Genomic DNA, 1,708 nt, shown 5'->3' with positions numbered 1-1,708 from the left:
GGCGCCAGCGGCGGCCTCGGCTCCTACGCCACCCAGTACGCGCTGGCCGGCGGCGCCACCCCGATCTGCGTGGTCTCGGGTGAGTCCATCCCCGGATGGTGGCAGAAGGCAGCGTCACCGCCCGGCAGTGACGCACCGGCACACGGCGACGCGCGGGCCGGAACGCAGCGTGCGGACCGGCCCGGGGCACCCTCCGGCGTTCCCCTCGCGGCTTTCGGTTATCGCACGCCCCGTCACCGGTCTCCTGTAGTAGTGAGGCCGAACCGCTCGGCTGCGTACGGCGCCCGCCACGGCGCACCCGCTACGGAGAAGACCTGCCGATGACCACACCTCCCTCCCGTCCGCTCTCCCGGCACAGGCTGCTCGCGTCCTGTGTGCCCACGCTCCTCGTCCTCGGGATGGCGGCGACCGTCCCGGAGGCTCCCTCCGGTCCGCCGCGGGCCGCGACGGCGAGCAGGCCGGGGAAGGCCGGGATGCCGGGGATGCCCAGGATGGCGGCCCCGGCGGACACCTCCCAGGGCCCCGCCCGCGGCCTCGCCGCCGAGCAGGACGGCTACCGGCTGAACGCCACGACGTGCAGTGTGGCGGCCGGGCGGCCGACGGCCTTCCAGTTCACCATCACCGGCCCCGGCGGCTCGCCGGTCACCGACTTCACCGTCCACCAGACCAAGAAGCTGCACTTCTACGCGATCCGCACCGACCTCACCGGCTTCCAGCACCTGCACCCGGACATGGCCGACGACGGCACCTGGACGGCCGACCTCGCCGCCCTCACCCCGGGCACCTGGCGGCTGTACGCCGACTTCATCCCGCACACCGGCACCCGCGCCACGGAGCTCGTCCTCAGCCGCACCCTCACGGTGCCCGGCCAGGAGGCCCCAGTGCCGCTGCCCGCGCCGAGCGACAGCACCACCGTCGACGGCTACACCGTCACCCTGAACGCCCGGCCGATGGCCGGCGCGCACCAACTGGTCGCCACGATCAGCCAGGACGGCCGGCCGGTCACGGACCTCCAGCCCTACCTGGACAGCTACGCCCACCTCAGCGCCTTCCACGAAGGCGACCAGGCGCTGGCCCACCTCCACCCGGCGAACCCGGTGAACGGGGACCACGGCGGGCCCACCCTGACCTTCCAGGCCCTGTTCGCCGAACCGGGCAACTGGCGGGTCCACCTCCAGTTCCAGACCGCGGGGCAGCTGCACACCGCCGAGTTCACCCTGCCCGTCGACTGACCGGGGCCCGGCGGCGACGCCGAACACGCGTCGACCGGGTGGCGGTCAGTCGGACGGGTAGGTGCGGCCGATCTTGCCCTTCGGGTCGGCCCAGAAGAAGCCGGTGTGGCCGTACTCGTCCGAGAGGTAGACCCGGATGGACGGGGAGCCGTCGCTGTCCGGGCCGATGATCAGGTAACGGCTGGTCGGGTTGGAGACCTTGAGGAGGGTGCCGGCCGACTTCAGCAGGTCGGGCAGGACGTTCCAGTCGTACTGGGAGAGGTCGACCGGCTTGTCCTTGCCCATGGTGCCGCCGACACGGCGGGTGGTCTTGCCGTCCCGGTAGTCGTACCAGTCGTAGCTGCGCCCGTCGGCCGTCGGGACCTGCGCCATGGCGTAGCCGGGGTAGACGGTGAGCTCCTTGACCTTGGATTCTTCGTGGTGCCGGTGGTGGTCTTCGTGATCACCAAGCGGTGGTGCATGGGCCTCCAGCGGCG

At 72.3% G+C, this 1,708-nt stretch carries 1 protein-coding gene and 1 pseudogene; one reads left to right on the top strand and one right to left on the bottom strand.

Annotation, left to right across the window (positions count from 1 at the left end; all coding sequences use genetic code 11):
- Nucleotides 1-320 precede the first annotated feature (320 nt).
- On the top strand, nucleotides 321-1,232 hold the full coding sequence (locus ABZ885_RS40640; protein ID WP_360200163.1) for a hypothetical protein: 912 nt from the start codon (nucleotides 321-323) through the stop codon (nucleotides 1,230-1,232).
- Nucleotides 1,233-1,277: 45 nt separating this feature from the next.
- Here the strand turns inward: ABZ885_RS40640 and ABZ885_RS40635 are convergent.
- A pseudogene (locus ABZ885_RS40635) lies at nucleotides 1,278-1,708 on the bottom strand (hypothetical protein); the annotation flags it as partial.

Source organism: Kitasatospora sp. NPDC047058 (assembly GCF_040643935.1).
Taxonomy (GTDB): domain Bacteria; phylum Actinomycetota; class Actinomycetes; order Streptomycetales; family Streptomycetaceae; genus Kitasatospora.
This window is presented reverse-complemented; position numbering and strand designations above follow the sequence as displayed.

Excerpts from the sequence above, each read along its gene's own strand:
- ABZ885_RS40640 (WP_360200163.1), top strand. The coding sequence starts at position 321 with ATGACCACACCTCCCTCCCGTCCGCTCTCCCGGCACAGGCTGCTCGCG.